Raw genomic sequence first — 22,001 nt, forward strand, 5'->3', positions numbered from 1 at the left:
GTGAGGAATAAAGAGGATGACTATGCAATCGAACGTGCTCGAAAAATTCCAGGTCCACGCGAAACGCGACGGAGATGCGCCGGCCGTGGTGTCGGAATACGCCCACGTGAGTTACCGAGAACTGGACCGTCGGAGCGACGCAGTGGCCTGCGCGTTGCAGGCGCGGGGAATCGGACGCGGCAGCCTGGTCCCGATCGAGGCGTCTCGGAACGCGGAATTCATCGTCGGCATCCTCGGCATCCTGAAGGCCGGTGCAACCTATGTGCCGATCGACGACCGTTATCCTGCCGCCCGCAAGCAGCACATCCTGCAGCAATGCAATGCCGCGCTGGTATTGACGACACGCGCGGCGCCACGCGATGCGGCCATGCCGTTTGCGAGTGTGGCGGATCTGTCCGCGCAAAGGGCGGAACACGACGACGCGGGCGTGACGCCACTCGCCGATGCGCGCGACGAAGCGATCTACGTGATCTTCACGTCCGGCTCCACGGGTGCGCCGAAAGGCGTGATCGTCGAACACGCCGCGGTGGCGGCTCTCGTCGACTGGCACAACACGCGTTTCGCGATGAATGCGGCGAGTCGCGCGACGCTGATGGCCGGCCTCGGCTTCGATGTCTCGCAGTGGGAAATCTGGTCGACGCTTTGTGCGGGCGCAACGCTGTTCTTGCCGGACGACGAAACCCGGCTCGACGCGGACGTGCTCGTGGCGTTCTTTGTCCGTCACGGGATCACGCACGCCTACGTGCCCACCGTGATGGTGGCCGACGTGGTCAGTGTCGGCCAGCCGGCGGACCTGAAACTGAAGTATCTGTTCACGGCCGGTGAGAAGCTGGGCCCGGTCGACACCGACAACATCGATTACACGCTGATCGACTACTACGGGCCGACCGAAGCGACGATCTTCGCGACGTGTCACGTCGTGCCGAGCGCGACGCTTGGCCGTCCGGCGTCGATCGGGCGGCCGGTCGGCGATACGGAGATCCTGATTCTGAACGACGCCGGGGAAGCGGTGACGGGCAGCGACGTGGGAGAAATCTGTATCGGCGGGCCGAGCCTGGCGCGTGGCTATCTGGGCAATCCTGCGTTGACCGGCGAGAAATTCCGTCCGCACCCGCGGCAGCCGGATCGGCTCATCTATCACACGGGCGATCTCGGGCGCTGGCTGAACGACTGCGCGATCCAGTTCCTCGGGCGGTCGGACGATCAGGTCAAGATTCGCGGCAATCTTGTCGAGCTGAGCGAAATTCAGGCCGCGCTCATCCGATCTGGCGAGGCACGCAAGGCGGTGGTGCTGGCGTTGCCCAACGCGGCCGGCGCCGGGACGGAACTCGTCGCGTTCGTCGTGCCGCGCGATCCGGTTGGGTCGCCCGCACGGATAATCGAGGCGCTGAAGGCGAGCGTGCGGCAAGCGTTGCCCGATTACATGTGGCCGGTCGGCCATGTGCTGGTGGACGACGTGCCGGTGACGGCGAACGGCAAAACCGACCGGGCCGCGCTTGAACGTCGTTACCTCGACGCGACGCGCGATCGGACGGCGCAGGAGCCGTACACCGCCGCCGAGCGGATCGTCGCCGATGCATTCGCCGCGTTGATCGGCCACGCGTCGTTCCGCAAAACCGACCGTTTCTTCGACATCGGCGGGAATTCGCTGCTGACGGCAAAGCTTGCGAGGGCGCTGTCGGATGCGGTTGGGACGAAGATGCTGATCCGGGACGTGTACGAGCACCAGTCGGTGGAAGCGCTCGCCGGCGAGATCGAGCGGCGCGTCGCGACGACGGCGCTCGCGATCGAGCGCGAGCCGGTGTATGCGCTGGAGAACGACATCCGCGTGCCCGAACAGGCGGATTTCAGCGGCCCCTTCGACGACGCGCTGCTGGCGGCCCCGCGCGCGATTCTGCTGACGGGCGCCACGGGATTCGTCGGCGTCCATCTGCTGGCCGAGCTGCTCGCGACGACGTCGGCGGTCGTGCATTGCCTGGTGCGCGCGCCGGACGCGGCGTCGGGGTGGGCGCGGATCGTCGAAAAACTGCGCGCTTACGACGTGAGCCTCCGGCCGGACGAGCGATCGCGCATCCGCGTGTGGGCGGGCGACCTCACGCAGGCGCGCTTCGGCCTGGACGAGCACGACTACGCGACGCTGGCCGATGCAATCGACGTCGTGTACCACTCCGCCAGCGCGGTCAATTTCATCCAGCCGTATTCATACATGAAGAAGATCAACGTGGACGGCCTGACGCAGATCCTCGCTTTTGCCGGACACCGGCGAACCAAGGCGCTGATCCTGCTGTCGACGATCTCGGTGTACAGCTGGGGGCATCGCTTCACCGGCAAGACCGTGATGACCGAAGCGGACGACATCGACCAGAATCTGCCGGCGGTGCTCGAGGATATCGGCTATACGCGCAGCAAATGGGTGATGGAGAAAATGGCCGACCTGGCCGCGCAGCGCGGGCTGCCGCTGATGACCTTTCGGCTCGGCTACGCGACGTTTCACGGCGAGACCGGCGTGAGCGCGGATTATCAGTGGTGGGGGCGGCTGGTGAAGACCTGCATCGCGCTCGGCGCCGTGCCCGACCTGCACGACCTGCGCGAAGGGCTGACGAGCGTCGATTACATGACGAAGGCGATTGCGCGGATTTCGCGCGATCCGGCCGCGCTGAGGCGCAAGTTCAATCTGATCAACTCGCCCGAGACGGATATCACGCTGAAGGAATTCTTCTCGCGACTCGAACGCTACTTCGGCATGCGGTTCCGGGTCGTTCCGTACCGCGAATGGCTCGATGCGTGGAAGACGGATATCGACGCGCCGCTCTATCCGCTGCTGAGCCTGTTCGACGACAACGTTCGCGACGGCATGAGCACGGTCGAGCTGTATCAGAACAATTACGTATGGGACTGTCGCAACGCGATCGAATTTCTCGAAGGCAGCGGCATCGAACAGCCGGCGTTTTCGCGCGAGCAATTGGCGCGGTACCTGACGCGTTCGATCGGTTATCGGGTCGGCGCTACGCCGGATAACGCCGCGCGAACAGCTCGGTCAGCCAGTCGATGAACGCGCGCACCTTGTCGGGCAGATGCGCGCGGTTCGGGTACAGCACCGACACCGGCTTCGGCACGGCCGGCACGCCGGGCAGCAGCTCGATCAACTGGCCCGAGTCGATGCTCGGCTGCAGCGCGGGCCGCAACGCGTGCACGATGCCGAGGCCGGCGAGCCCGCACGACAGCAGCGCTTCCGAGTTGTCGGTGAGCAGGCTGCTCGCGAGCTTCACCGCGACGGGTTCACCGTGCGGGCGGAACGTCCATTCGAGCACGCGGCGATTGCGGCCGGTGAAGAAGTTGACCGCGCGATGCGTGCGCAGATCGTCGAGCGTGCGCGGCAAGCCGTGGCGCGCGATATAGGCGGGCGACGCGCACGTGGCCATCGGCACCGCGCCGACGGTGCGTGCGACCATGCTCGAATCCTTCAGCGCCCCGACCCGCACCACGCAGTCGATGCCTTCGCCGATCAGGTCGGCCGGCTGGTCGCTCGCGCCGAGCACGAGCTCGATCTGCGGATAGCGCTGCTGGAACTCGGGCAGTGCCGGAATCACGACCGTCTTCGCGAGCGCGAGCGCGATGTCGATCCGCAGCCGGCCCTTCGGCACCGCGCGTTGCCGGGGAAACGACGCGAATGCCTCGTCGATGCTGCCGAGCAACTGCACGCAGCGCGCGTGAAACGCCTCGCCTTCGGCCGTCACGCTGACGCGGCGCGTGCTGCGGTTCAGCAGCCGGACGCCGAGCTCCTGTTCGAGCTGCTGCACGGCTTTCGTGACGGCCGGCCGATGCAGCTGCAGCGCGTCGGCGGCCTGCGTGAAGTTGCCGCGCTCGACGATCTGCACGTAGATCTGCATCGTTTGCAAGCGGTCCATGGCGTTCCCGGAGGCTGTGGCGAGCGGCCATCTTCGCACACCGCCAGGAATCCGGTGCGCGGCCGCCCGCCTGCCGTGCGTCATTCGACCGGATGCAGGTCCTGCAGCAGCGTCGGCACCAGCTCCGACACGGTCGGATGAATATGCATCGCGCGGCTGATCGTCGTGTACGGCGCGCCGGCGGTCATCACGTCGAGGATCGCGTGCACGACTTCGTCGCCGGTCACGCCGAGGATCGACGCGCCGAGGATCGCGTGGCTGTCCGCATCGACGATCACCTTCATGAAACCCTGGCTTTCGCCTTTCTCGACCGCCCGGCCGACGCGCGTCATCGGGCGCGTGCCGACCAGCAGCCGGCGGCCCGTCTGCTTCGCTTCCTCGAGCGTCATGCCGACGCGGCCGAGCGGCGGATCGATGTACATCGCATAGGCCATGATGCGGTCGGACACCTTGCGCGGATCGTCGTCGAGCAGGTTCGCCGCGACGATCTCGTAGTCGTTGTACGCGGTGTGCGTGAACGCGCCGCGCCCGTTGCAGTCGCCGAGCGCCCAGATGCCGGGCACGTTCGTGCGCAACTGCTCGTCGACGGTGATGTAGCCGCGCGCGTCGGTGTTGACGCCCGCGCGGTCGAGCCCCAGATCGTCGGTGTTCGGCACGCGCCCGACCGCGAGCAGCAGGTGCGAGCCCGCGACCTCGCGGCCGCCGCCCGCGCAGTCGAGGCCGACCGCGATGCCGTCGCCGTCGCGGCGCGCGCTCAGGCAGTTCGCGTCAAGCTGCACGTCGATCCCTTCCGTTTCGAGGATCTCGCGCACGGCCTGCGACACGTCTTCGTCCTCGCGGCGGATCAGGCGCGAGCCTTTCTCGACGATCGTGACCTTCGAGCCGAAGCCGCGGTACATCTGGCCGAATTCGAGCCCGACGTAGCTGCCGCCGACGATCACGAGATGATCGGGCAGGAAGTCGACGTCCATCATCGTCGAGTTGGTCAGGTACGGTACCGAGTCGAGGCCCGGCATCGCGGGCACCTGCGCGCGTCCGCCGACGTTGATGAAGATGTGGCCGGCTTCGAGCACGTCATCGCCCACGCGCACCGCGTTCGCGCGTTCGAACCGGGCATGACCCTGAAATACGGTCGTGTTGTCGAGGCCGCGCACCCATTGCTCGACGCCGTGGTTCGAGCGGCCCGAGATCGCATCCTTGCGCGCTTTCACGGCTTTCATGTCGACGGTGACCGGGCCGCCGACCGACACGCCGTATTCGCCGGCACGCCGCGCGAGTTGCGCGGCGTACGCGCTCGCGATCAGCGTCTTGGTCGGGATGCAGCCGGTGTTCACGCAGGTGCCGCCGAAGCGGCCGCGCTCGACGATCGCGACTTTCATGCCGGCGCCGGCGAGCCGCGCGGCGAGCGGCGGCCCGGCCTGGCCGGTGCCGATGACGATCGCATCGAAGTGTTGCGTCATGACGTCCTCCTGTGCGGGGGCAACAACGAGGAAAGGGGCAGGCGCAAGCCGCATGCCGTGCCGGCGGTCGCGCGGGCGACGAGCGCCTATGGTAGACCTGTTGGCCGGGCGTCGCGAGCGGCCGGCGGGCGACGCGTCGCGTTGAAAAACGGCACCGCCGCCGGCGTCGCGGCGCGCGGCGTCTAGTCCTTGCGCCGCCACTGTCCGAACGACACGGGCCGGTGCGCGTCGGCGCGCGTGACGGTGACGTGGTCGGGCGTGTCGTCGAGCGGAAACGATTCGGTGACGATCCGGTTCGCAAAGAGCCAGCCGTGCGTGTGCGGGTCGTAACGGAACGTGACGTAGTCGGTCCAGTGCTGCCCGCACGCGACGGCGTTCTGTACGGTGAAATAGCGGCCCTTCACCGACAAGCCGTTGTCGGCCGCATCGTCGGGATCGAACGGATCGCACTGGCCGCCTTCGTTCGCGCGCAGCACGACCTGGTCGTTGCGTGCGGCGAGCCGGTACGTGTGGTCGGCCTGTTCCTCGTAGATCAGCAGCGGGCGCGGCGACGGCTGCTCGCGCGTATCGACCGCGCGATGCACGACGACGAGAAAGCTGTGCCGTCCGTCGTCGAGATCGGGGCCCGGTTGCGTGCTCAGCGGCTGGTAGCCGGGTGGCAGTTGCGCGGCGATCGGCTTCGGCAACGTGTCGGCGCGGACGCCGGACGGGAGTGCGGCGAGCAGCGGGAGCAGCAGGGCGGAAAGGCTAAGAGCGCGCATGGTGGGCGGTCGGGTCGAAAGGAGGAGAGGGAATGAGTCGCGCGGGGGCTGGAGGTCGCGCCCGGGAGACTCGGTGCCGGCACCGGCTTGAACGCGACGAGCGGCACGGATCTCGATCATGGGCGGCGCGCAATGACGGGAAACAGGGCCAGCATAGCAGCGCGCGGGCGCTTTCGGGCACGCGCGAAGCGTGCCAGAATCGACGACTTCACCGTCGGAAACGACACGCAGGCGTCGGCGCAGCGGCGTCGCTGACCAAGGGGACTTCGATGACCGCATCGGCTGCCGTATTCGCCATCCTGGCTGCGCTGTTTCTCGGCGCGATGATTCCGGGCCCGAGCTTCGTGCTGGTTGCCCGCAATTCGATCGGGCTGTCGCGTCGCGACGGGCTCGCCACCGCGCTCGGCATGGGCATCGGCGGCATCGTGTTCGGCGGCGTCGCGCTGGCCGGGCTCTACACGCTGCTGCAGGCTGTCGAATGGCTGTACGTCGGCCTCAAGGTCGCGGGCGGCCTTTACCTGATCTACATGGCGTCGAAGATCTGGCGCGGCGCCGATCGGCCGATCGCGATGGACGATCCGCAGGCGATGGCCGGCGGCAGCGCGCGCAAGTCGTTCTGGACCGGCCTCACGACCCAGCTCAGCAACCCGAAGACGGCGATCTGGTACGGCAGCATCTTCGCGGCGCTGCTCCCGCAGCATCCGCCGCTGTGGTGCTACCTCGTGCTGCCGCCGCTCGTGTTCGCGGTCGAATTCGGCTGGTACACGCTCGTCGCGCTGTGCTTCTCGACGCGCCGGCCGCGCGAGCTCTACCTGCGCGCGAAGAAGTGGATCGACCGCCTCGCGGCCGGCGCGATCACGCTGCTCGGGCTGCGGCTGATCCTGAACGCGCCGAAAGCGGGGATCTGAGCACCTGCCTTCCCGATCTGTGCCAGTGCGCGCGGCGACGGCGATGGCCGTCGCGGGGTGCCGACACGCACCGGGTGGTTTGCCCGCCCGAACGCACGTCGGCGTCGCGCCGACGCATGGCTTCCCGATGGCGCGGCCGCTCGCCGGCCGCCGCCGACCGTCTCTGCGGCCCTTGCCGCCCTCGCCGAGCCTTGTGCGGCGGGCGTTCGCGTAAGTCGCACCGTGCGGCCGACGGCGCCGCTTCGCCGATTCTGGCGGTCGACCGCCCGACGACGTGTAAACTGCTGCCTTTTTTGACGGTTTGCAGCATGGTGCAAGCATCTCCGCGCCCGGCGTTGAGCGGTCCGACGCTCGTCCGGCTGCTCGCGCGCCTGGCCGATGCCGACGTCGCGGAATCCCGGCAGACGCTGTCCGACCGGCTGAGCCAGTGGCTCGGCTGGACCGACGCGATCACGTTGTCGTCCGCGCTGAATGCGAGCGCGCCGAGCGTCACGGCCGGCGTGCGCGGCTACGACGCCGAGCGCGACTGCGCGCGCGTGCGCCACGACCTCGCGCAGGCGATCGCGGCCACCCGCCGGCCGCCGGCGCGGCGCCGGCCGGGCGAGTTGCCGCCGCCGGCCGCCGACACGGCCGATTTCGCGGACTTCCGCCAGCGTTATCTGACCCTGCAGCAGGACATGGAAACGGCGATCGGCCAGTTGCGCGGCCGCCTGCGGGTCGCGCTCGCCGCGCGCTCGTCCGCGATGGCGCGGCTCGCGACGCTCGACGCGATCATGGAGCGCGTGCTCGGCGCGCGCGAGCGCAGCCTGCTGTCGGCCGTGCCCGGGCTGCTCGGCACGCGCTTCGCGCGGCTGCGCGAAGCGGAGCGGCAGGCGCTGGCCGATGCCGAATCCGCGGCCGCGGCCGACGCGGCGCCCGACGCCACCGACGCGCCGGCTCCGGCCGATGAAAGCCCGGTGGCCGACACCCCGACTGTCGCGGCGATCGTGCCCGGCACATGGCTCGATACGTTTCGCGACGAAATGCAAAGCATCCTGCTTGCCGAACTCGAAGTCCGGTTTCAAACGGTAGACGGGCTGCTCGCGGCCCTTCGCACCTGCTAATCAACACGCTATGTCCAGAATTCGTCTTGATCTCGTTGTCTTCGTCGCCGGTCTGCTCGCTGTGGGCTGGATCGGTGCCGGCTATGTCGCGTCGAACCCGCTGGCGGCGGCCGTCACGCTGCTGATCGGCGCGTGCTACGTCGCCGGCGCCTGGGAGCTGCTGCGCTACCGGCAGGCGACCGCCACGCTGTCGCACGCGCTTGCCGGCCTGACCGAGCCGCCCGCGAAGCTCGACACGTGGCTCGACACGCTGCATCCGGGCCTGCGCGGCGCGGTGCGCGCACGGGTCGAAGGCGCGCGCGTCGCGCTGCCGGGCCCGGCGCTCACGCCTTACCTCGTCGGCCTGCTGGTGCTGCTCGGCATGCTCGGCACGCTGCTCGGGATGGTCGTCACGCTGAAGGGCACGGGCGCCGCGCTCGAGAGCGCGACCGATCTCGATGCGATCCGCGCGTCGCTGATCGCGCCGGTGAAGGGGCTCGGGTTCGCGTTCGGCACGTCGATCGCCGGTGTGGCGACATCCGCGATGCTCGGGCTGCTGTCCGCGCTCGTGCGCCGCGAGCGGATCGACGCGGCCCAGCAGCTCGACGCGAAGATCGCGACGACGCTGCGCGTGTATTCGTCCGCGCACCAGCGCGACGAATCGTTCCGGCTGCTGCAGCGCCAGGCCGACGTGATGCCGGCGCTGGTCGACCGGCTGCAGACGATGATGACGACGCTCGAGGCGCGCAGCGTGGCGTTGCACGATCGCCAGCTCGAAAGCCAGCAGGCGTTTTTCGACCGGACCGAGCGGGCGTATGCGGGCCTCGCGTCGAACGTCGGCGATGCGCTGAAGGAAAGCGCCGCCGAAAGCGCGCGCGTGGCCGGCGCCGCGTTGCAGCCGGTCGTCGCCGCGACGATGAGCGGGCTCGCGCAGGAAATGGCCGCGCTGCGCGACACCGTGACGGGCGCGGTGCAGCGTCAGCTCGACGGGCTGACCGAAGGCTTCGAGAAGACCACCGGCAACGTGACGGCCGTGTGGAACCGCGCGATCGACGAACAACGTCAGGCGGGTAGCGCCGTCGCGCAGCAGTTGCAGACGACGCTCGGCCAGTTCACCGAGACGTTCGCGCGGCGTTCGTCGGATCTGCTCGACGGCGTCGCGACGCGCCTCGAATCGACCGAAGGCCGCCTGTCGGATGCATGGCGCGATGCGCTGGCGCGCCAGGAGCAGGTCGGCGAGACGCTGGCCGGCCAGCACGCGCGCGCGCTGGGCGAAGCCGCCGCGACGTTCGAGCGCCATTCGGCCGCGACGCTTGCCGCGATGCGCGAGTCGCACGCGGGTTTGCAGACGCAACTGGCCGCACGCGATGAAGAACGTCTCGCTGCGTGGAACGATTCGCTCGCCGCGATGGCCGCGAAGCTCGGCGAAGAATGGCAGCGCGCGGGCGTGCATAGCGCGGGCCGTCAGCAGGAAATCTGCGACGCCCTCGCGCAAACGACGCGCGATCTCACGGCACAGGCCGCGACGTTCGAACAACGCTCGAACGATCTGCTGTCGACCATTCGCGAGTCGCACACGGGCTTGCAATCGCAACTGGCCGCGCGCGACGAAGAACGTCTCGCTGCGTGGAACGAGTCGCTGGCCGCGATGGCGGCGAAGCTCGGGGAAGAATGGCAGCGTGCGGGCGTGCATAGCGCGGGCCGTCAGCAGGAAATCTGCGACGCACTCGCACGAACGACGCGCGACCTCGCCGCACAGGCGTCGACGTTCGAACAACGCTCGACCGATCTGCTGTCGACGATTCGCGAGTCGCACACGGGCCTGCAATCGCAACTGGCCGCGCGCGACGAACAACGTCTCGCTGCGTGGAACGAGTCGCTGGCCGCGATGGCCGAGAAGCTCGGCGAAGAATGGCAGCGCGCAGGCGTGCATAGCGCCGGCCGTCAGCAGGAAATCTGCGATGCACTCGCACGAACGACGCGCGACCTCGCCGCACAGGCGTCGACGTTCGAACAACGCTCGACCGATCTGCTGGCGACGATCCGCGAGTCGCACGCCGGCCTGCAATCGCAACTGGCCGCACGCGACGAGGCCCGCCTGTCCGCCTGGAGCGAGTCGCTCGCCGCGATGGCGGCCGCGCTGCGCGACGAATGGGCGCAGACGAGCGCACAAGCCGCGGCGCGCCAGCAGGACATCTGCGACGCGCTGACCCGCACCGCGAACGACATCACCGCGCAGGCGCAGGCCCACGCGAGCGATACCATCAACGAAATCGCGCGTCTCGTGCAGGCCGCGTCGGAGGCGCCGAAGGCCGCGGCCGACGTCGTCGCCGAGCTGCGCCAGCGCCTGTCCGACAGCATGGTGCGCGACACCGCGATGCTCGAGGAACGCAGCCGCCTGCTCGCGACGCTGGAGACGCTGCTCGGCGCGGTCAACCACGCGTCGACCGAACAGCGCGCCGCGATCGACGCGCTCGTCAGCACGTCGGCCGATCTGCTCGATCGCGTCGGCGCGCGCTTCAACGACACCGTCGATGCCGAAACGCGCAAGCTCGATTCGGTGACCGCGCAGGTCACGGCCGGCGCCGTCGAAGTGGCGAGCCTCGGCGACGCGTTCGGGACGGCCGTGCAGGTGTTCGGCGAATCGAACGACAAGTTGCTGACGCATCTGCAGCGCATCGAGGCCGCGCTCGAGAAATCGCTCGCGCGCAGCGACGAGCAGCTCGAGTACTACGTCGCGCAGGCGCGCGAGGTGATCGACCTGAGCGTGATGTCGCAGAAGCAGATCGTCGAAGACCTGCAGCAGCTCGCCGGCCGGCGGGCGCCCGTCGGAGCGTAACGCATGCACGACGAAATCGACGGCGGCGCGCAATCGGCGCCGGTGTGGCCCGCGTTCGCCGACCTGATGTCGGTGCTGCTCGGCGCGTTCGTGCTGATCCTCGTCGGCGTGATCGGCATGCAGCTTCAGCTCACGTCGAAGCTCGAGGAAGCGGTGCGTGCGCGCCAGCTCGAGGCGCAGCAGCGCAAGTCGCTCGAACAGGCGCTCGCCGGGCCGCTCGCGGCCGGCCGCGTGACGCTCGTGAACGGGCGCATCGGCATCAGCGGCAACGTGCTGTTCGCGCTGAACTCCGACCAGTTGCAGCCCGCGGGCCGCGACCTGCTGAAGACGCTGGCCGGCCCGCTGGCCACGTACCTGAAGACGCGCGACGAAATCCTGATGGTCAGCGGCTTCGCGGACGACCAGCAGGTGCACGCCGGCAACCGCCTGTTCGCGGACAACTGGGAACTGTCGGCCAAGCGCGCGCTGACGGTCACGCGCGCGCTGATCGACGCCGGCGTGCCGCCCGCGTCGGTGTTCGCGGCGGCGTTCGGCTCCGAACAGCCGGTCAGCTCGAATGCGGACGATGAAGGCCGCGCGAAGAATCGCCGCGTGGAGATCGCGCCGGTGCCGCGCAAATCGGCGTCGAACGGAGGGAAGGCAAAGTGACGGGCGATGCGACGCAGGTGCGCGCGACGCTCGACGCATGGCGCGAGCAGGGCGCGGACCGGCTCGATCCCGTGCGGTTTCACCGGATCGACGCGCTCGCGCGCCGCGCGGCCGTGCTCGACGGCGCGGCACGTGCGCTGCTCGACGCGCGGCTGGCGGCGTTGATCGAAGGGTTTGCGCAGACCGTCGCACGCGCCGATGACGCCGCAGCGACGCGCGAGACGGCGCAAGCCGCCGCGCCTGTGCCCGCGCGCGGCGCGCTTGCCGCGCTCGTCGAAGGGCTCGGCCGCGATGCGCAGGCCGACCGGCGCGGGCTCGATCCCGAACTGGTCGACTACTTCCGCGCGACGTGGTCGAAAGTCCGTACGGAACAGCAATACCGCCAGTCGCTCGACCAAGTGCCGCGCAACGCGGGGCCGCTCAATTCGAACAGCCTCGTGCACCGCTCGCTTGCAACGATGCGCGAGCTGTCGCCGGACTATCTGCAGCAGTTCCTGTCGTACGTCGATGCGCTCGCATGGCTCGAGGATCTCGCCGGCGGCGGCGCGCAGCCCGAGAAGGAAGCGCCGCGCGCGAAGGCGGCCAAGCCGGCGAGAAAGACGACGCGCGCCAAGGCGCGATAACGCCGCGGCGTATGCGGCCGGCGTGCGGATCGCCTACCGGTTCGGCGTGGGGTCGTCGATCGCCGCACCGAGCGCCCGCATCGCATCGACCAGCGCCGACGCGAACGACGGATGCGCGGCGATGCCCGCCGCGTCGAGCCGGCTGCCGAGGATCGGCAGCGCGATCGATGCGGGCTCGACGATGCGCGCCGACATCACCGACAGCGTTTCCCGCAGCGCCGCGTCCGCATGCGTCGCGCGCGGCGACGCGTTCAGCACCGCGACCGGCTTGTACACGATGGCCTCGCCTCCCACGATCCAGTCCAGCGCGTTCTTCATCACGCCCGTGACGCCGTGCGCGTATTCCGGGCTGGCGATCAGCACGCCGTCGGCCGCGTTCAGGCGGTCGATCAGATCGCGCACCGCGGCGGGCGTCGGATATTCGATATCGGGATTGAACAGCGGGAATTCGCCGAGACGATCGAAGCGCGCGATGCGCATGCCGCGCGGGGCGACGAGCGCGGCGGCGTCGAGCAGCGCGGCGTTGCACGACTGCGCGCGCAGGCTGCCGCACAGCGCGACGATATCGAGCGGGCGGTTGACGTCGGTGCGGGGATCGAGGGTCATCGAAGGGCGTGTCGATTGGCGGGTTGAGCCCGCGCATCGCGCGGCTTCGGCGGATTATCGCATCGGCGCTCGGGCCGCGTCGCTCATCCCGGCCGCCTGCGCGAAAGTGCCGATGTCCCATCCGTTCCCGAGCAACAGCCGCCGCGTGTGCAGCGCGCCGTGCACGTCGTCGGCGACGGTGGCGCCGAGATAGCGCAGCGCGCGGCCTTCGACATCGACGAAGCCATGCCGGTAATCCTGCGCGAGCGCCGTCCACAACCGCGCGGCGCCGACCGACTGGCGCGCGCCGCTGATCAGGCACAGGCCCGCGTCGAGCCCCCAGCGGTACAGCGTCGTCGCGAGGCCCTTGCGTTGCGCCGAGCCGCGCAGCCGCGTATGCGGCGCGCGCAGGTAGCGGTCGGCGCGGCGCGGGATTTCGGGCAGGCGGTTGAACACCGTGTAGCCGGCGAGCTGGCGCGCGGCCGGATCCTCGACGTACAGGAAGTATTCGCCGTCCGCCTCGCGGTGGCGGACGATCAGGCCCGAGCGGCCGAGCGCGACCGCCGGCAGGCCGTGCAGGCGATGGCCCGCCTGGTGGAGGCGTTCATACAGGGTGTCGAGTTCGTCGTCGATGTCGTGCTGGGAGTGCTGTACGTCGATACGCATGGCAAAAAGCCGCCCGTCCCGGGCGGTTCGGGAAAGAGGTTCATCGCAAAAGGGAACGGAAGCGGGTGCGGCCCCCGGGCTCGGCGACGCGAGCCGGGGCCGCGAATCAGCTGGGGATGTGCTGGAAACCGGCGGCGATCGCGGCGAGGCCCGCGATGCAGAGTGCGAACAGGATCAGGACTTTGTGGATCACGCCTCTTTCCTCATGAACGCGCGGCGCCGGCAGGCGGCATCGCGGAGACGGTGAGCGGCGGGCACGGCCCGCACGGCCGTCGCGCGGGGCGACGGTCGGGTGTCCGGCGACGGATCGTGCGCGGACGGCCAGCACCATACGCGACGTGTCGGCGGCGAGCAATCGGACGGGAGGAGAAAGGCGACGAAAAGCGGAGAATCGGGGTGTTTCGCGACAATTGGCCGCATGGGGCGCGTTGAAACGGGCGCCCCGCCCGCTGCGTCACACCGCCTGCCGCCCGCCGAACGCCTGCCGGACCCGCGCGAACAGACCGTGCCGCTCGATCCATTCGGCATACGCGCGATAGTCGGGATCGCGCATCAGGTGACGCTCTTCCGTCTTCGCCCGCGTGTAGTAGATCAGGTTGACGGCGACGAGCCCGGCGCAGTGCATGAGTCCGATCTGCCAGCCGAGCGGCTCGACGAACGGCACCGACACCATCCAGTACGACAGGTTCTTCGTGATGTACGCCGGATGCTTCGTGAAGCGGTACGGGCCCGACGTGATGATCCCGCGGTTGGTGAGGTTCGAGAATCGCAGCCCGAACGAGATCGTGCACAGCGCGTAGGTCAGCAGCAGCAGGATGATCACCGTGCCCCAGATCACGCGCAGCGTCGGCGCCGACAGCAGCCAGTTGTCCCAGAACATCGAGCCTTCGTAGCGGATGTAGTTGTTCGAGATCAGCGACCAGAACGGCTGGTAGCAGATCAGCGCGGCCACCCAGCCGAGCGTCGTCGGCTCGACGGTGCGCACGTGGCTGTCGAGGATGCGGAACGTGCAGAGGTAGCCGACGGTGCCGAACATCAGGTCCATCGTGAACGACAGGTCGTACATGAACACGAAGGTCGCGATCGTCATCGGCGCGTGCATCGCGTTCGCGAGCGACGCGCTCAGGTGATCGGCGTCCTTGGAGAGATAGACGGTCATCAGCGGCAGGAAGAACGCCTTCACGCCCCAGCCGGCCAGCATCTCGCGCACCGGCTTCCAGCTCGCGGGCCGCTCGCGGCGAAACAGGAGGCGGCCCCACAGCAGGTACGCGTCGTCGGTCTCGCGCTGGTGGCGGTCCATCCATGCGAAGTAGAACGGCGCGGCGACGATCACGTACGGCGCGAGCGAGCGCAGCAGCGACCAGAACGGCAGGTAGAACGCGCCGTGGTATTCGGGCAGCAGCCAGTAGATCGCGCCGATGCCCGCGTAGATCGACGTCAGCGCGCCGAGCCGCGTCGCGACGCGTGCGACGCTCAAGGGCCGGACGGCCTGTCGCGACAGCCCCGCACTCGGGCGCAGGTAGACGCGCGAGATGAAGAGTTCGTGCAGCGCGATCGTGCCGATGATCGCGAGGCTCGCGATGACCGCACGCGTGGCCGCGTCGAGGGCCGGGTGGTCGCGCGTGATCCACAGCGCGAAGAGTCCGGCCGTGATGCCGAGCAGGCCGGCGCGAAACGGCGTGGCGGAACGGGGTGGGTGGTCCGGAGCAGCGACGACGCCGTCGAGCGTGGAGTTCATGATCGGATCCTCGTAGGGATGAGGGCCGGCGCCCCCGCTTGGCGGGTGACGCCGGCCGTCGGCCGGGCTTGGTATGGATGCGCGCCCGGCCATTGGCCTGTCGTTCTGATACGTGATGCGTTAACGCTTACTTCTTGGTGCCGGCGCCCAGCAGACCGCCGAGCAGGTTGGTCACCGGCGACAGCAGGTTGCCGGTGCCGCCCGCGGCGCCGCCGGTGGAGCCGCCGGTCAGGCCGGTGACCACGGAGCCGCCGCCGCCCGGCGTCGTCGCCGTGCCGCCTGCGCCGCCGGTGGCGCCCGCGGAGCCGGACGGCGTCCCCAGCGCACCCGTGACCGTGCCCGTCAGCACCCCGCCGAGCGTGCCCGACACGTTGCCGCCCGGCGTCGTGACGGTGCCGGTGAGGCTCGCGCCGAGCGGCGTCAGCGAGTTGACGAGGTTGGTGACCGGCGCGAGCAGGCCGCCGAGACCTGCGCCACCCGTGCCGCTGGTGCCGCCGGTCCCGCTCGTTCCGCCCGTGCCGCTGGTCCCGCCCGTGCCGCTCGAACCGATGCCGCCGAGTGCGCCCGTCACCGTCCCGAGCAGGCCGGTGATCGGTGCGAGCGGGCCGCCGCTGCTGCTGGTGCCGCTCGTGCCGCTGGTGCCGCCCGAACCGCTCGAGCCGCCGCCGCCGAGGCCGCCCGTCAACGTGCCGAGCAGGCCCGTGATCGGTGCGAGCGGGTTGGTGCCGCTGCTGGAGCTGCCGCTGCCGCTGTACACGAGACCGCCCGTCGCGGTCACCGTGTTGCCGAGCTGGCCGACGCTGTTGCCGAGAGCATCGCCGACCGGGTTGCCGGTCGCGCCGCCGATCTTCGTGCCGGCGAGGCCCAGGCCGCTGCCGAGCGTGCCCAGCAGGCCGCTGAGCGGTGCGCCGAGCAGCGTTGCGTTGCCGAGCGTTTGCGTGACGCCCGGCGTCGTGACGCCACCCGTCAGCGTGTTCGTGATCGGGTTGATCACCTTGCCGAGCTGCGTTTCGAGCTGCTGGACCGGCGAGCTGTTCAGCGCCGTGTTCAGCGCCGATGCGGTCGAATTGACCGCGGTGCCGACCGTGTTGACGAGGCTGCCGACCAGCGTCGTCGCCGGTGCGAGCGGCGACAGCGGACCGGTGCCGAGGCTCGTCACTGCATTGCCGAGGTTGTTGACCGCGCCGCCGGCGCCGGTCAACAGGCCGGTGGTCGACGTGAGCGTCGGTCCGAGCGGGTTCGCCGACACGCCGATCGAGCCCAGGCCGGCCGCGATGCCGTTGCCGAGCGACTGCACGCCGTTGCCGAGGCTGCCGACCGCGTTGCCGACACTGGTGGCCGTCGTCGGGTTCGTGCCGGGGATCTGCACGCCGCCGATCTGAGCGCCGCCGTTCACGACGGTCGTGCCGAGCGCCGTCACGAGGTTGCCGGATTTCTGGAGGACATTGCCGAGGGGCGTGACGCCGGTGCCAGAGGTGCCAGAGGTGCCCGAGGTGCCAGAGGTGCCCGACGTGCCGGAGGTGCCGGAGGTGCCGGACGTACCCGACGTGCCAGAGGTACCGGAGGTGCCCGACGTACCGGAGGTGCCGGACGTACCCGACGTGCCAGAGGTACCGGAGGTGCCGGAGGTGCCTGACGTGCCGGAGGTGCCCGACGTGCCGGAGGTGCCTGACGTGCCGGAGGTGCCGGAGGTGCCCGACGTGCCGGAGGTGCCTGACGTGCCGGAGGTGCCCGACGTGCCGGAGGTGCCTGACGTGCCGGAGGTGCCCGACGTACCGGAGGTGCCCGACGTACCAGAGGTGCCCGACGTACCAGAGGTGCCCGACGTACCCGACGTGCCGGAGGTACCTGACGTACCGGAGGTACCCGACGTGCCGGAAGTACCCGAGGTGCCCGAAGTACCGGAAGTGCCCGACGTGCCGGAGGTGCCCGAGGTGCCGGAAGTGCCCGACGTGCCGGAAGTGCCCGAGGTACCGGAAGTACCCGAGGTGCCGGAAGTACCCGAGGTACCGGAAGTACCCGATGTGCCCGAGGTACCGGAAGTACCCGATGTGCCGGAAGTACCCGAGGTACCGGAAGTACCCGAGGTGCCGGAAGTACCCGAGGTGCCGGAAGTACCCGAGGTGCCGGAAGTACCGGAAGTACCCGACGTACCGGAAGTACCGGAAGTACCGGAAGTACCGGAAGTACCGGAAGTACCGGAAGTACCGGAAGAAGCGCCCGACGTACCGGAGGTGCCCGACGTACCGGACGTACCCGAGGAAGCGCCCGAAGTGCCGGAGGTGCCCGAACTGCCGGAAGTCCCCGACGTACCCGAAGTCCCCGAGCTGCCGCTCGTCCCGGAGGTGCTCGGCTTGATCGTCGGCGGGGTCGTCGGTCCATCGACCGAACCGCAGCCGTACAGCGCGAGCAGTGACGAGACGGCCATCGTTACCGTCGTCTTCTTGAAGAGATTCTGCATGTTGGCCTCGACATTGGAAGTGTGTCCCAAGCCATCTCTGCAAATTCCGCGCCATGACAGGTTTCGCGAAACGGTGGTGCGATTTGTTGCGGAAATCGGGAATATCGACGCGATTTAAACGGAGTAATGGCGGTTTCGCGCGACAGGCACGCGCGGTGCGCAAACATCGAAGCTGCGATGTTCCCGTAAGGCGCCGTAACGCGCGGCGGGATGTTACGTAGCGTTCGGCCGCCCGTGACGCGAACGGCCGAGAACCGAGGGCCGCATCTTTGACGAAACGCGACGTCCCGCCGAACATGGCGCGATATCCGCCCGCCGCCGTCGGCGCGGCAGCGGCGGCGGCTCCAACCACCAGGACACCGACATGAGCGAACAGGACAGGGAATACGGCAAGGCGCGGCGCATCGACGTGATGGGCGAGGCGTTCGTCGAGCGCGCGATGCGCGACCTCGATGGATTCTCGCGTCCGCTGCAGAACTGGCTGAACGAGCATGCGTGGGGCAGCACGTGGCAGCGGGGCGGGATCGACCTGAAGACGCGCAGCCTGTGTACGTGCGCGATGCTGGCGGCGCTCGGCCGCAGCACGGAACTGAAGGGGCACATTCGCGGCGCGCTCAACAACGGCGCGAGCCTCGTCGAGATTCGCGAGGTATTGCTGCACAGCGCGCTGTACGCGGGGGCGCCGGCCGCGGTCGAGGCGTTTCGCAGCGCGCGCGAGGTGCTCTCGGATCTCGGGCTGTCGATACCCGACGACGAGGCCTGATTCCGTCGCGGCGCCCGCTGTCCGGCACGCATATCAGGCTCCGCTTCGCCGCCGCGATCTACGCGATGCGTACCGTCTGCGCGGCGGCGTCGACCGGCGCGGCGGCGACGTCGAGCAGCCAGTCGGCCGTCGCTTCCGGCATCGTGACCGGCAGCATGTGCCCGCCCTCGACGACCTTCAGCCGTACGCGCGCCGACTTCTTCGCGAGCGCGTCGCCGTGCTCGCGCCAGTTCAGGATCGGATCGGCGCGGCCGTACAGCACGTCGACCGGCAGCGCGAGCTCCGCATAGCGACGCTCCATCGCGGGCAGGTCGACGGGCGCCGACAGCAGGTCCGTCGCCGTCGCGTAGAACACGTGCGGGCGCATGCCGAGCAGGCCGCCGCCCTTGACCGGGAAGTCGCGCGGCACGGCTTCCGGCGCGAACACCTGGCGCACGGCCTGGCGGCCCGTCAGGATCGTCAGCGGGATCGCGAAGGTCCACGACACGAAACGGCGCACGAGCGGCGACGGCAGCATCAGCGGCTTGAACGGCGCGGGCGGTTCGGTCTGCTCGTGCGACAGCGGCGCGATCAGCGCGAGCCGGCTCACGCGGTCCGCGTGGTTGAGGCCGACCGCCAGTGCGATCGCGCCGCCGAGCGAGTGGCCGACCAGCACCGGCTTGTCGAGCTTCAGCGCGTCGATGAACGCGGCGACCGTGCGGGCCTGCGCGAACACGTTCGCCTGCGAGGCCGCATCGCGCAGCGAGCGGCCGGCGCCCGGCCGGTCGATCAGGATCACGCGGTGCCGCTGCGCGAGCCGCGTGAGCGGCAGGTACGCGAAATTGCGCCATTGCCCCGCGAGCCCGTGAACGAACACGATCGGCGGCCCGTTGCCGTATTCGACGTAGTGGATGCGGTCGCCGTCGATATCGACGAAGCGGCCTTCGGGCGGAAACGCGCGCGTCACGCGACGGGCCACGTAAGCGGAAAACAGCGCGAGCGCGGCAAGCACCGCGACGACGCCGAGCAGTACGTTCTGGATCAGATGGAGCGAAGGAGTCATGTGAGCCTCAGCGGGTTTCGAGTGCGGGTTCGGTGGCCGGCGCGGTGGCGCCCGGGGCGGCTTGGGCGCGGCGCTCGAAATGCATCGCGGAATCGGCGAGTGCACTGAACTTCAGCGACGCGAGATCGAGCACGTAGTTCTGATGGAATTTCCACGGCTTGCGGTGCCCCTGTTTCGGCAGGATGCCGGCCGCGCGCTGGATGTAACCCGAACTCAGGTTGACGGCCGGCACGTCGCCGAGATCGCCCGCGCGCAGCCGCGGCACGCACGTGTCGTACCCGTTCGCGCGCATGTGGTTGAGCAGCCGGCACACGTAGCGCGCGATCAGCTCGGCCTTCAGCGTCCACGACGCATTCGTGTAGCCGAACGACGACGCGAGATTCGGCACGTCGCTGTACATCATCCCCTTGTACGACACGGTCTCGGGCAGATCGACCGCGCGGCCGTCGACCGTCACGCGCGCGCCGCCGAGCAGCTTCACCTTCAGCCCGGTCGCGGTGACGATCACGTCCGCGTCGAGCTGCTGGCCGCTCTTCAGCGCGAGGCCGGTCGGCGTGAAGCGCTCGATCTCGTCGGTGACGATCGATGCGCGGCCCGCGCGGATCGCCTTGAAGAGGTCGCCGTTCGGCACGAGACACACGCGCTGGTCCCACGGCATGTAGCGTGGCGTCAGGTGTTTCGCGACGTCGAAGTCGGGGCCGAGCTGCTTGCCGGCCGCGCGGATGATGAATTTTTTCGTTTGCTCGGGTTTGCGCCGCGACACGTTGTACAGGTACATCGTCAGCAGCACGTTCTTCACGCGCACGAGCCGGTGCGCGAGCCGCGACGGCAGCGCGCGGCGCAGCGCGTTCGCGATCTTGTCGCGCGCGGGCAGCGACACGATGTAGGTCGGCGAGCGCTGCAGCATCGTCACGTGCTGCGCGTCGGCCGCCATCGACGGCACCAGCGTGACGGCCGTCGCGCCGCTGCCGATCACGACCACGCGCCGGTTCGCGTACGACAGATCCTTCGGCCAGTGCTGCGGGTGCACGAGCGTGCCCTCGAACGTGTCCATGCCGGCCCAGTCGGGCAGGTAGCCGGCGTCGTAGTCGTAGTAGCCGCTGCACATGAACAGGAAGCGGCAGGTGTAGACGAGCGTGTCGGTCGCGCCGTCTTGCGTGCGCTCGATGCGTACCGTCCAGCGCGCGCGGTTCGAATCCCAGTCGGCCGCGACGACCTTGTGGCCGTAGCGGATCGTCTTGTCGATGCCGTAGGTGCGCGCGGTGTCGCGAATGTAGTCGAGAATCGTCTGGCCGTCGGAGATGGCCTTGTCGCTGTGCCACGGGCGGAAGCTGTAGCCGAGCGTGAACATGTCGGAATCCGAACGAACGCCCGGATAACGGAACAGATCCCAGGTGCCGCCGATCGCGTCGCGCGCCTCGACGATCGCCACGCTCGCATGCGGGCAGCGCTGCTTCAGGTGATACGCGGCGCCGATGCCGGACAGGCCGGCGCCGACGATCAGCACGTCGAGGTCGCGGTTATCGGCACTGTCGCGGCGGGCGCCGGGGGCGGGCGGCGCGTCGCGCCGGTCGGTCGTCGTCGAGGTCATGCGGGGTCCTGGGTCGGCGTGGGGGGGGCGCGCGGTCGGCGCGTGCGCGCGTTCGAGGTTGCGGGCGCGGGCGCGGCGCACGTGGCGCACCATCAGCCACTGGTAACCGGCGCCGAGCACGCGCGCGATCCGGTCGAGCCGGCGCGCGTCGGTGCCGACCAGCACGCGGCGCGCATTGCGCTCGACACCCGCGAGGATCTGCCGCGCGGCCTCGTCGGCCGTCGTCGCGTTGATCAGGCGGTTGGCCTGGCGGCGATGGGTCGCTTCGTCCTGGCCCGTCAGCGCATGGATGCCGGCGTCGACGCGGCCCGCGTCGACGATGTTCGTCGCGACGCCGCCCGGATGCACGCAGGTCGCGCTCACCGGCGCGCCGTCGAGTTCGAGTTCCATCCGCAGCGCCTCGGTGAAACCGCGCACCGCGAACTTGGTCGCGTTGTACGCGCTTTGCGTCGGCATCGCGACGAGCCCGAACAGGCTGGACGTGTTGACGACGTGCCCGTCGCCCGACGCGCGCAGATGCGGCAGGAACGCCTGTGTGCCATGCACGACGCCCCAGAAATTGATGCCGACGATCCACTCGAGATCGGCAAGACGCGCGGTTTCGGCGCTGGCCGCGAGCGACACGCCCGCATTGTTGAAGATCAGATTGACCTTGCCGTGCTCGGCGCGAACGAAATCGGCCCACGCGAACACCGCGTCGCGGTCGGCGACATCGAGCCGGCGCGTGCTCACGTGCACGCCGTGCTGCGCGCAGACGGCCGCCGTCGTGGCGAGCCCGGCTTCGTTGACGTCGGCGAGCGCGATCTCGCAACCACGCCGCGCCAGCTCGACCGCGAGGCTGCGGCCCATGCCCGAACCGGCGCCCGTGATCGCGGCGACCTTGCCGGAAAATCCCTTCATCCGTCGTCCCTCCCGTTCCGCTTGCG

16 protein-coding genes and 1 pseudogene are annotated in these 22,001 nt (G+C 69.4%); 7 read left to right on the plus strand and 10 right to left on the minus strand.

The annotated features are described in order from the left end of the window. Window positions 1-16: 16 nt before the first annotated feature. Window positions 17-3,052 (plus strand): amino acid adenylation domain-containing protein, encoded by a 3,036-nt coding sequence (locus HWX62_RS06355; protein WP_175931914.1) that lies wholly within the window; start codon window positions 17-19, stop codon window positions 3,050-3,052. On the opposite strand, the gene HWX62_RS06360 is transcribed toward HWX62_RS06355, so the two are convergent. The 3 genes from HWX62_RS06360 to HWX62_RS06370 form a co-directional block, all read right to left on the minus strand. Continuing rightward, the gene (locus tag HWX62_RS06360) at window positions 3,006-3,908 is read right to left on the minus strand and encodes a LysR family transcriptional regulator (RefSeq protein WP_175931913.1); all 903 of its coding nucleotides are present in this window, start codon (window positions 3,906-3,908) and stop codon (window positions 3,006-3,008) included. The genes HWX62_RS06355 and HWX62_RS06360 overlap by 47 nt on opposite strands. Window positions 3,909-3,988: 80 nt before the next feature. Next, window positions 3,989-5,368: an FAD-containing oxidoreductase gene (locus tag HWX62_RS06365; protein ID WP_175931912.1), complete on the minus strand. Its 1,380-nt coding sequence runs from the start codon at window positions 5,366-5,368 to the stop codon at window positions 3,989-3,991. Between the two features lie 182 nt (window positions 5,369-5,550). Next, complete coding sequence (locus HWX62_RS06370) at window positions 5,551-6,129, minus strand: hypothetical protein (RefSeq protein WP_175931911.1); 579 nt, start codon at window positions 6,127-6,129, stop codon at window positions 5,551-5,553. 269 nt (window positions 6,130-6,398) lie between these two features. On the opposite strand from HWX62_RS06370, the gene HWX62_RS06375 reads away from it, so the two are divergent. The 5 genes from HWX62_RS06375 to HWX62_RS06395 all read left to right on the plus strand — a co-directional run bounded on the left by HWX62_RS06375 (window position 6,399) and on the right by HWX62_RS06395 (window position 12,229). Further along, entirely contained in the window at window positions 6,399-7,037 is a 639-nt protein-coding gene (locus HWX62_RS06375) for a LysE family translocator (RefSeq protein WP_175931910.1), read from the plus strand. A gap of 308 nt (window positions 7,038-7,345) precedes the next feature. After that, window positions 7,346-8,140 (plus strand): DUF3348 domain-containing protein, encoded by a 795-nt coding sequence (locus tag HWX62_RS06380; protein WP_175931909.1) that lies wholly within the window; start codon window positions 7,346-7,348, stop codon window positions 8,138-8,140. A 10-nt stretch (window positions 8,141-8,150) separates the two neighbouring features. Continuing rightward, window positions 8,151-10,958, plus strand: coding sequence for a DUF802 domain-containing protein (locus HWX62_RS06385; protein WP_175931908.1), 2,808 nt, complete (start codon window positions 8,151-8,153; stop codon window positions 10,956-10,958). A gap of 3 nt (window positions 10,959-10,961) precedes the next feature. Further along, window positions 10,962-11,606, plus strand: coding sequence for an OmpA family protein (locus HWX62_RS06390; protein ID WP_175931907.1), 645 nt, complete (start codon window positions 10,962-10,964; stop codon window positions 11,604-11,606). Then, the gene (locus HWX62_RS06395; protein WP_175931906.1) at window positions 11,603-12,229 is read left to right on the plus strand and encodes a DUF2894 domain-containing protein; all 627 of its coding nucleotides are present in this window, start codon (window positions 11,603-11,605) and stop codon (window positions 12,227-12,229) included. The genes HWX62_RS06390 and HWX62_RS06395 overlap by 4 nt, the downstream gene beginning before the upstream one ends. Before the next feature lie 33 nt (window positions 12,230-12,262). Here the strand turns inward: HWX62_RS06395 and HWX62_RS06400 are convergent, their stop codons facing one another. The 4 genes from HWX62_RS06400 to HWX62_RS06420 form a co-directional block, all read right to left on the minus strand. Beyond that, window positions 12,263-12,835 (minus strand): NADPH-dependent FMN reductase, encoded by a 573-nt coding sequence (locus HWX62_RS06400; protein WP_175931905.1) that lies wholly within the window; start codon window positions 12,833-12,835, stop codon window positions 12,263-12,265. Between the two features lie 54 nt (window positions 12,836-12,889). Continuing rightward, on the minus strand, window positions 12,890-13,480 hold the full coding sequence (locus tag HWX62_RS06405; RefSeq protein WP_175931904.1) for a histone acetyltransferase: 591 nt from the start codon (window positions 13,478-13,480) through the stop codon (window positions 12,890-12,892). A 454-nt stretch (window positions 13,481-13,934) separates the two neighbouring features. Beyond that, window positions 13,935-15,218 (minus strand): isoprenylcysteine carboxylmethyltransferase family protein, encoded by a 1,284-nt coding sequence (locus HWX62_RS06415; RefSeq protein WP_175931902.1) that lies wholly within the window; start codon window positions 15,216-15,218, stop codon window positions 13,935-13,937. 127 nt (window positions 15,219-15,345) lie between these two features. Beyond that, window positions 15,346-17,679: a collagen-like triple helix repeat-containing protein gene (locus HWX62_RS06420; RefSeq protein ID WP_175931901.1), complete on the minus strand. Its 2,334-nt coding sequence runs from the start codon at window positions 17,677-17,679 to the stop codon at window positions 15,346-15,348. A gap of 364 nt (window positions 17,680-18,043) precedes the next feature. On the opposite strand from HWX62_RS06420, the gene HWX62_RS06425 reads away from it, so the two are divergent. Continuing rightward, window positions 18,044-18,442 (plus strand): carboxymuconolactone decarboxylase family protein, encoded by a 399-nt coding sequence (locus tag HWX62_RS06425; RefSeq protein ID WP_126367561.1) that lies wholly within the window; start codon window positions 18,044-18,046, stop codon window positions 18,440-18,442. A 58-nt stretch (window positions 18,443-18,500) separates the two neighbouring features. Here HWX62_RS06425 and HWX62_RS06430 read toward each other — a convergent pair whose 3' ends face one another. The 3 genes and pseudogenes from HWX62_RS06430 to HWX62_RS06440 all read right to left on the minus strand — a co-directional run. Next, window positions 18,501-19,484: an alpha/beta fold hydrolase gene (locus tag HWX62_RS06430; protein WP_175931900.1), complete on the minus strand. Its 984-nt coding sequence runs from the start codon at window positions 19,482-19,484 to the stop codon at window positions 18,501-18,503. A gap of 7 nt (window positions 19,485-19,491) precedes the next feature. Continuing rightward, a complete protein-coding gene (locus tag HWX62_RS06435) occupies window positions 19,492-21,075 on the minus strand; it encodes an NAD(P)/FAD-dependent oxidoreductase (RefSeq protein WP_175931964.1) in 1,584 nt (527 codons plus the stop codon). Between the two features lie 54 nt (window positions 21,076-21,129). Beyond that, window positions 21,130-21,975, minus strand: a pseudogene (locus HWX62_RS06440) (SDR family NAD(P)-dependent oxidoreductase); the annotation flags it as partial. Between the last annotated feature and the right edge of the window lie 26 nt (window positions 21,976-22,001).

The sequence above is a fragment of the Burkholderia sp. BCC0506 genome (genome assembly GCF_902833145.1).
Classification (GTDB): domain Bacteria; phylum Pseudomonadota; class Gammaproteobacteria; order Burkholderiales; family Burkholderiaceae; genus Burkholderia.